This is a genomic window from Kribbella sp., from assembly GCF_035655035.1.
GTDB lineage: Bacteria > Actinomycetota > Actinomycetes > Propionibacteriales > Kribbellaceae > Kribbella.
Map to the genome: position 1 here is coordinate 1 of NZ_DASRVN010000770.1, position 8,077 is coordinate 8,077.

Annotated in this window: 7 protein-coding genes and 2 pseudogenes; 8 read left to right on the top strand and 1 reads right to left on the bottom strand. The window is 68.2% G+C overall.

The window, feature by feature from the left end:
* From VFF46_RS40565 to VFF46_RS39160, 3 genes and pseudogenes are all read left to right on the top strand, one after another.
* Positions 1-141: pseudogene (locus VFF46_RS40565) on the top strand (sulfite oxidase-like oxidoreductase); the annotation flags it as partial.
* Positions 111-863, top strand: a complete 753-nt coding sequence (locus tag VFF46_RS39155) for a ferredoxin reductase (RefSeq protein WP_325042341.1) — start codon at positions 111-113, stop codon at positions 861-863. The pseudogene VFF46_RS40565 and the gene VFF46_RS39155, both read left to right, overlap by 31 nt.
* Positions 860-1,135 (top strand): DUF6510 family protein, encoded by a 276-nt coding sequence (locus tag VFF46_RS39160; RefSeq protein ID WP_325042342.1) that lies wholly within the window; start codon positions 860-862, stop codon positions 1,133-1,135. Before VFF46_RS39155 ends, VFF46_RS39160 begins: the two co-directional genes overlap by 4 nt.
* Here the strand turns inward: VFF46_RS39160 and VFF46_RS39165 are convergent.
* The gene (locus VFF46_RS39165; protein ID WP_325042343.1) at positions 1,132-1,878 is read right to left on the bottom strand and encodes a MerR family transcriptional regulator; all 747 of its coding nucleotides are present in this window, start codon (positions 1,876-1,878) and stop codon (positions 1,132-1,134) included. The two genes, VFF46_RS39160 and VFF46_RS39165, sit on opposite strands and share 4 nt — an antisense overlap.
* Positions 1,879-1,940: 62 nt before the next feature.
* Here VFF46_RS39165 and VFF46_RS39170 point away from each other — a divergent pair, with 62 nt between their 5' ends.
* From VFF46_RS39170 to VFF46_RS39190, 5 genes and pseudogenes are all read left to right on the top strand, one after another.
* Positions 1,941-3,158, top strand: a complete 1,218-nt coding sequence (locus VFF46_RS39170) for an acetyl-CoA C-acetyltransferase (RefSeq protein WP_325042344.1) — start codon at positions 1,941-1,943, stop codon at positions 3,156-3,158.
* Positions 3,159-3,163: 5 nt separating this feature from the next.
* On the top strand, positions 3,164-5,299 hold the full coding sequence (locus VFF46_RS39175) for a 3-hydroxyacyl-CoA dehydrogenase NAD-binding domain-containing protein (protein ID WP_325042347.1): 2,136 nt from the start codon (positions 3,164-3,166) through the stop codon (positions 5,297-5,299).
* Between the two features lie 219 nt (positions 5,300-5,518).
* Positions 5,519-6,799 carry a sugar ABC transporter substrate-binding protein gene (locus tag VFF46_RS39180; RefSeq protein ID WP_325042345.1) on the top strand — a complete coding sequence of 427 codons (1,281 nt, stop codon included), beginning with the start codon at positions 5,519-5,521 and terminating at the stop codon, positions 6,797-6,799.
* Complete coding sequence (locus VFF46_RS39185; protein WP_325042346.1) at positions 6,796-7,764, top strand: sugar ABC transporter permease; 969 nt, start codon at positions 6,796-6,798, stop codon at positions 7,762-7,764. Before VFF46_RS39180 ends, VFF46_RS39185 begins: the two co-directional genes overlap by 4 nt.
* Positions 7,764-8,077, top strand: a pseudogene (locus VFF46_RS39190) (carbohydrate ABC transporter permease); the annotation flags it as partial. The gene VFF46_RS39185 and the pseudogene VFF46_RS39190, both read left to right, overlap by 1 nt.

Genomic DNA, 8,077 nt, shown 5'->3' on the forward strand with positions numbered 1-8,077 from the left:
CCGCACCTGTACTTCTGGAAGAGCGCCAAGTGGGTCCGCGGCCTGGTGCTGTCCGACACCGAGGACCTCGGCTTCTGGGAGACCGCCGGCTACCACGAGTACGGAGACCCATGGAAAGAACAGCGATACGCCGGCGACTGAGTGCGCACAAGTCATGGCAGGTCGCGTCGGTGGTCGACGTACGGCGGGAGACGGCGTCGGCGCGGACGATCGTGCTCGACGTACCGGACTGGCCGGGGCATCTCGCCGGGCAGCACCTCGACGTACGGCTGACCGCGCCGGACGGCTACCGGGCGTCCCGGTCGTACTCGATCGCGTCCGCGTGGACCGGTAGTACGGTCGAGCTGACCGTGGAGAAGGTGCCGGACGGTGAGGTCTCGCCGTACCTGGTGGACGTGCTGAAGGTCGGCGACCCGCTGGAGCTCCGCGGACCGGTCGGCGGCTGGTTCGTGTGGAAGCCGGGGCAGGAGGGGCCCGTGCAGCTGATCGGCGGCGGGTCGGGCGTCGTGCCGCTGCGGTCGATGCTGCAGGCCCGGACAGCAGGAGGAGCCGGTACGTCGACGCCGATGCGGCTGCTGTACTCCGTTCGCCGCCCGGAGTCGGTGATCTACGTGCAGGACCTCAAGGCGCTGGCCGCGGCGGACGACGTCGACGTACATCTCGTCTACACCCGGGAGGCGCCGGCCGGGGAGTCGCGGGTGGGGCGGATCGACGCTTCGGTGATCGAGAAGTACGCGTTCGGGCCCGAGGACGGCGCGACGACGTACGTGTGCGGCCCGACGCCGTTCGTGGAGACGGTCGCGGACCTGCTGGTCGCGGCCGGCCACGACCCGGCGCGCGTCAGAACGGAGCGGTTCGGATGAGTCCAGAGAACTACACAGACAACCACCTCGACGGCAACGCCGCGGCCGGAGCCCTGAGCGAGCTCTTCGCCGTCGACATCACCGCCGCGATCGGCCAGTGCAACGCCTGCGGCCAGACCGGCGTCTTCGCCGAGGTCCGCCTGTACGTCGACGCACCCGGCATGGTGGCCCGCTGCAACCACTGCGACAACGTCCTGCTCCGCGTCGTCACCACCCCCGACGACACCTACCTCGACCTCCGCGGCCTCACCTACCTCCGCGTCCCGAACTAGCGCGGCTTGTTCTGGGTGCGGCGGATGGTGTCGCGTTGGGTTTCGCCGACGGCGCGTTCGTACGCCAGGACAAGGCCCTGGATCGTGACGGGTTTGAAGCGTTCGACGAGCTGCTGGATGTGTTCGGGCGGGCCGCCGGAGTCGCGGTAGTGCGGCCAGACCTTGGTGCGGAACACCTCGGTGAGCTCCTCGGCGACCGCGCGGCCGTGCTCGGAGAAGATTCGGCCGGCGGCCAGCACGGCCTCGACCGGGAGGTCCAGGTCGAGCAGTTCGGCGCCGAGACCGAGATGGGCGGTCGCGACCTGGAACACGTCCTCGTCCGGCGTCGGCTCGACCACCCCGAGCGCGACCAGCATCTCGATGTCGTCGTCGCTCAGCTCCCGGCCGGTACGCCGTACCAGCGCCGCCCGGTCGAGGGTCTCCGGGAGGTCGCGCATCCACGGCGTCAGCAGCGTCCGGTGCAGCGCGATGTCCTGCGGGGTGGCGTCGGCCGGGATCCGCTCCAGGTACCCCTCGATCGCCTGCAGGGTGAACCCGTGCGCCTGCAGCTCCCGCACGAGGTCGAGCCGCGCGATGTGCTCGGGCCCGTAGTACCCGACCCGGCCGCGCCGGATCGGCGGCGGGATCAGGCCCCGGCCCGCGTAGAACCGCAACGTGCGCACAGTCATCCCCACGCGCGCCGACAGCTCGTCCACCGTCAACGTCACGCCTTCAGGTGATGCTGCCCCCGCCACCTCGGACATGGCGGAGATCATAACGGTCCGCACTTGACCATCATGACAGTAGTACTGTCACAATCGGCCTCATGAGTGACGCCTTCCTGTACGACGCGATCCGCACACCGCGCGGCAAGGGGAAACCGAGCGGCGCGCTGCACGAGGTCAAACCGATCCAGCTGATCACCGGTCTGCTGGACGAGCTGCGGACCCGGCACCCGGACCTCGACCCGGCCGCGGTCGACGACGTCGTCCTCGGGGTGGTGACACCGATCGGCGACCAGGGCATGGACATCGCGCGGACCGCCGTACTGATGGCCGGCTACCCCGAGACCACCGGCGGCGTGCAGCTGAACCGGTTCTGCGCGTCCGGGCTGGAGGCGGTCAACCAGGCCGCGCAGCGGGTCCGCTCCGGCTGGGAGGACTTCATCCTGGCCGGCGGCGTGGAGTCGATGTCGCGGGTCAAGATGGGCTCCGACGGCGGCGCCTGGGCGATGGACCCGGAGACCGCGCTGCACACCGGGTTCATCCCGCAGGGCATCAGCGCGGACCTGATCGCGACCGTCGACGGCTTCTCCCGGACCGACGTCGACGCGTACGCCGCCGAGTCGCACGCGCGGGCCGCGAAGGCCTGGGCGAACGGGTACTTCGGGCGTTCCGTCGTACCGGTCGTGGACCGCAACGGACTGCGGATCCTCGACCATGACGAGCTGGTCCGGCCGGGGACGACGGTCGAGACGCTGGCCGGGCTGCCGTTGTCGTTCGCGGCGATCGGGGAGCACGGCGGGTTCGACGCGGTGGCGCTGGAGAAGTACCTGACCGTCGAGCGGATCGAGCACGTGCACCATGCCGGGAACTCGTCCGGCATCGTGGACGGCGCCGCGCTGGTCGCGATCGGCAACGAGAAGGCCGGCGAGGCGCTCGGCCGGGCACCGCGCGGGCGCGTCGTGTCGGTCGGCGTCAGCGGTGCCGATCCGACCATCATGCTGACCGGCCCGGCACCGGCCGCGCGGAAGGCGCTGGCCCGCGCCGGTCTGGACGTGGCCGACATCGACCTGTTCGAGATGAACGAGGCGTTCGCGGCGGCGGTGCTGCACTTCATGAAGGATCTCGGCGTACCGCACGAGAAGGTGAACGTGAACGGCGGCGCGATCGCCCTCGGGCATCCGCTCGGCGCCACCGGCGCGATGCTGATCGGAACCCTGCTGGACGAGCTGGAGCGCCGCGAGCTCCGGTACGGCCTGGCCACCCTGTGCGTCGGCGGCGGGATGGGCGTCGCGACGATCATCGAAAGGCTCCCAGCGTGAACAGCATGATCGAGTGGAAGAACGACGCGGGCGTGGTCACGCTGACGCTGAACGATCCCGACGCGTCGGCGAACACGATGAACGACGCGTACGTCGAGGCGATGGGCCGGACCGTCGAGCGGCTGGTCGCCGAGAAGGCGCTGCTCAAGGGCGTGATCGTGACGTCCGCGAAGTCCACGTTCTTCGCGGGCGGCAACCTGCAGCAGCTGTCGCGGATCCAGCCGTCGGACGCCGCACAGGTCTTCGAGACCATCGAGGAGGTCAAGCGCCAGTTGCGGGTGCTGGAGACGCTCGGTGTCCCGGTCGTTGCCGCGATCAACGGATCGGCGCTCGGCGGCGGGCTCGAGATCGCGCTCGCCTGCCACCACCGGATCGTTGCCGACAACAACCGTATCGAGCTCGGCGTACCGGAGGTGACGCTCGGCCTGCTGCCCGGCGGCGGGGGAGTGACCCGGACGGTGCGGATGCTCGGCCTGCAGGACGCCCTGATGAAGGTGCTGCTGCAGGGGCAGCGGATGAAGCCCGCGCACGCGTTGTCGGTCGGCATCGTGGACGAGGTCGTACCGGCCGCGGAGTTGCTGGAGGCCGCGCGCCGGTGGATCACGGCGTACGACGGGGACGCCAAGCAGCCGTGGGACCGGGACGGGTACAAGATCCCGGGCGGTACGCCGGCCTCGCCGAAGCTGGCCGCGTTCCTGCCGGCCTTCCCGGCGAACCTGCGCAAGCAGCTCAAGGGCGCGCCGTACCCGGCGCCGCGGGCGATCATGAGCGCCGCGGTCGAGGGCAGCCAGGTCGACTTCGAGACCGCGTCCCGGATCGAGTCCCGGTACTTCGTCTCGCTCGCCACCGGCCAGATCGCGAAGAACATGATCCAGGCGTTCTTCTTCGACCTGCAATCGATCAACGCCGGCGGTTCGCGGCCTTCCGGCGTACCGCCGTACCGCGCGCGCAAGGTCGGCGTGCTCGGTGCCGGGATGATGGGGGCCGGAATCGCGTATGTCTGCGCGAAAGCCGGAATCGACGTTGTGCTCAAAGATGTTTCGTTGGAGGCGGCTGCGCGCGGAAAGGAATATTCCGAGAAGCTGCTGGCCAAACAGGTCGCGAAGGGCCGGACGTCGGTCGACCAGGTGGCAGAGTTGCTCGGCCGGATCACTCCGGCCGCGGATCCGAACGACCTGGCCGGGTGCGACCTGGTGATCGAGGCGGTCTTCGAGGACGGCGGGCTGAAGCAGAAGGTGTTCGCGGAGATCGCCGAAGTGGTCGAGCCGGACGCGCTGCTCTGCTCGAACACCTCGACGCTGCCGATCACGACGCTCGCCGACGGGATCGACCGCCCGGACGACTTCATTGGCATGCATTTCTTCTCCCCGGTGGACCGGATGCCGCTGGTCGAGCTGATCGCCGGTGCGAAGACCTCGGACCGGGCGATCGCGCAGGCGTACGACGTCGTACGGCAGATCAAGAAGACGCCGATCGTGGTCAACGACAGCCGCGGGTTCTTCACGTCGCGCGTGTTCGGCACGCTGGTGATGGAAGGCGCCGCGATGCTGGCCGAGGGCATCGATCCGGTGACGATCGAGCGGGCCGCGACGCTGGCCGGGTTCCCGGCGCCGCCGCTGGCGATGCTGGACGAGGTCACGCTGACGCTGCCGCAGAAGATCCGCGACGCCGCGCGGGCGGCCGGCGACAGCGCCGGGGCGTTCGACGAGCACCCGGGGATGGCGGTCACGGATCGCCTGGTGAACGAGTTCGGCCGGCGCGGGAAGGCGGCCGGTGCCGGGTTCTACGACTACCCGGCGGACGGGCCGAAGTCGTTGTGGCCAGGACTGTGGGAGCACTTCGCGCGTGACATCGACGTACCGCTGATCGATCTGCAGGAGCGGATGCTGTTCGCGATGGCGCTGGAGACCGTGAAGTGCCTCGACGAGGGCGTGCTGCGATCGGTGCCGGACGCCAACATCGGGTCGATCTTCGGCATCGGGTTCCCGCCGCTGCACGGCGGGGCGTTGCAGTACGTGAACGCGTACGGACCGAGCGTCTTCGCCGAACGGGCGCGCGAGCTGGCAACGAAGTACGGCGAGCGCTTCGCGCCGCCGGCGCTGCTGCTCCGCAAGGCCGAGGCGGGGGAGATCTTCGGCTGATCACGAGCCGATATCAACTCAAGCAAATTCCACACATTCGAACAAAGAACAGCGCGTCCGGTCTTGCGCCGGACGCGCTTTTGAGACATTGTGCTGGCACTTCTACAACGATTGACTTGCAGTACCGTGTGCCAGAACTCGGAGATGCTTAACGCCGTTAAGTACCTCGGAACCGTGCGTCGTACCCCTGCGACGTTCCCTGTAGGGAAGGTGGAATTCATGCCTGCTCATGTTCCGAACGCCGGACTGTCCCGGCGCGATCTGCTCAAGCGGACCGGCGGACTCGCCGCGCTCGCCGCGTTCACCGCGGCCTGCGGCGGCAATACCGGCCGACCGTCGTCCGGTGGGGGTGGTGGGTCGAAACCCAGCCTCTCGCAGTGGTACCACCAGTACGGCGAGGCCGGCACCCAGCAGGCGGCGCAGAAGTACGCGAAGGCCTACACCGACGCCAACGTCACCGTGCAGTGGACCCCGGGCGACTACGCCAGCAAGCTCGCTTCGGGCCTGCTGTCGAACAAAGGCCCCGACGTCTTCGAGAGCCAGCTGAACATCGGCATGGTGAAGAGCAACCAGGTGGTCGCGCTCGACGACATCATCGCCGACGTCAAGGACGACTTCCTGCCCGGCGACCTCGCCACGAACACCGTGGACGGCAAGATCTACGGGATCCGGATGATCATCGACCCGCAGGTCATCTACTACCGCAAGTCGCTGCTGGACAAGGCCGGCATCAAGCCGCCGCAGACCATCGACGACCTGATCTCGGCGGCCAAGGAACTCACCACCAACAAGGTGAAGGGCATCTTCGTCGGCAACGATGGTGGTCTGGCGCTCGGCGGCCCGGCCATGTGGTCGTCCGGCGGCGAGTACCTGACCAAGGACAACAAGCCCGGCTTCTCCGGTGACGGCCCGGCCAAGATGTTCGGCAAGCTGCACGAGCTGTACGCCAGCAAGAGCGTGCTGCTCGGCGCGCCGACCGACTGGACCGACCCGGGCGCGATCAACCAGGGCCTGTGCGCGATGCAGTGGATCGGCATGTGGGCGGTTCCCGGCATGAAGAAGGCGCTCGGCGACGACCTCGGCGTGATCCCGTTCCCGGCCCTCGACGCATCGAACAAGCCGGCCGTGTACTCCGGCGGCTGGACGCAGTTCGTCTCCGCGAAGAGCGCGAACGTGGACGCGGCGAAGAAGTTCGTGAAGTGGCTGTGGATCGACCAGACGGCCGACCAGGAGGACTGGTCGCTGAGCTACGGCTTCCACATCCCGCCGCGGAAGAGCGTCGCGGCCAAGGCGGCCAAGCTGCAGAGCGGTGTCGCGGCGGACACCGTGAAGCTGACCCAGGACTACGGCCACACCGACAACCCGGCCTGGACCCCGAAGATGGGTACGGCGTTCGGCGACATGCTGACCAACATCATCAAGAAGGGAGCCGACCCAGCCGCAGAGATCGCGAAGGCGGAGAAGACCGTCAACGACGAACTGAAGCGGTTGTTCGGATGAGCGCTACGGCCAAGACGTCCGCGGACCCCGCCGCCGCTGGTGAGCGGCGAGGGACGCGGCCGGGCAGGAAAGGGCAGAAGGGGATCAAGGGCAACACCCTGTGGTTCTGGGTGTTCGTCGGTCCGTTCGTGCTCGGGCTGCTGATCTTCTCGTACCTGCCGATCCTGTGGAGCCTGGTCCTCAGCTTCTTCGAGGCGTACAACACCGCGACCCCGTCGAAGTTCGTCGGGCTGCGCAACTACGCCGACATGCTGACCGACCACAACTTCCTGTCCAGCCTGGGCACGTTCACGATCTTCGCGGTGTTCATCGTGCCGCTGACGTTCGTGCTCTCGCTGGTGCTGGCGCTGCTGGTCAACCAGGTCAAGATCGCCCGGGCGTTCTTCCGGTCGGTGTTCTTCCTGCCGACCGCGTGCTCGTACGTCGTCGCGTCGCTGATCTGGCGGCTGTCGATCTTCAACGGCGTCCGGTTCGGCCTCGCGAACACGGTGCTCGGCTGGTTCGGGATCGACAACATCGCGTGGCTGTCGACGGTCTCGCCCCCGTGGTACTGGCTGCCGCTGGTGACGGTCCGGCTGTGGCTCCAGCTCGGGTTCTACATGATCCTGTTCATCGCCGGCCTGCAGCGGATCTCGCCGACGCTCTACGAGGCGGCGTACGTCGACGGGGCGAAGCCCGGGTGGCAGGTGTTCCGGTACATCACGTTGCCCCAACTGCGGGCCACCTCGGTCGCCGTACTGATCCTGAACCTGATCGCGGCGTACCAGGCGTTCGACGAGTTCTACAACCTGATCGGCAACGTGAACTACGCGCGGCCGCCGCTGGTGTACCTGTACGGCATCTCGCTCGGCTCGATCCAGGACCTCGGGCACGGGTCGGCCGGCGCGCTCATCCTGGCGGTCATCATCATGATCGTGACTCTGTTGCAGAGCCGGATCCTCGGCTTCGGAAAGGCGGGCGACTGATGGCCGACGCCGAACGTACGACCGGTACGCCGAAGCCGATCGGCTTCACCCAGACCCCGCTCGGCCGGGTCGGGACCGGGCTGCGCTGGATCGCGCTGTTCGTCGCGGTGGTGCTGTTCCTGCTGCCGTTCTACCTGATCCTGCGCAACGCATTGTCGACCGAGGCCGACATCACCGCGCCCACATGGACGTTGTTCCCCTCGCATCTGCAGTGGGGCAACATCAGCGAACTGTTCAACGACACGACGGTGCCGATGGCGCGGGCGCTCTACAACTCCGCCGTCGTCGGCATTCTGGGCACCGCGGGACAGTT

Excerpts from the sequence above, each read along its gene's own strand:
- VFF46_RS39155 (WP_325042341.1), top strand. The coding sequence starts at position 111 with ATGGAAAGAACAGCGATACGCCGGCGACTGAGTGCGCACAAGTCATGG.
- VFF46_RS39160 (WP_325042342.1), top strand. The coding sequence starts at position 860 with ATGAGTCCAGAGAACTACACAGACAACCACCTCGACGGCAACGCCGCG.
- VFF46_RS39165 (WP_325042343.1), bottom strand. The coding sequence starts at position 1,878 with ATGTCCGAGGTGGCGGGGGCAGCATCACCTGAAGGCGTGACGTTGACG.
- VFF46_RS39170 (WP_325042344.1), top strand. The coding sequence starts at position 1,941 with ATGAGTGACGCCTTCCTGTACGACGCGATCCGCACACCGCGCGGCAAG.
- VFF46_RS39175 (WP_325042347.1), top strand. The coding sequence starts at position 3,164 with ATGATCGAGTGGAAGAACGACGCGGGCGTGGTCACGCTGACGCTGAAC.
- VFF46_RS39180 (WP_325042345.1), top strand. The coding sequence starts at position 5,519 with ATGCCTGCTCATGTTCCGAACGCCGGACTGTCCCGGCGCGATCTGCTC.
- VFF46_RS39185 (WP_325042346.1), top strand. The coding sequence starts at position 6,796 with ATGAGCGCTACGGCCAAGACGTCCGCGGACCCCGCCGCCGCTGGTGAG.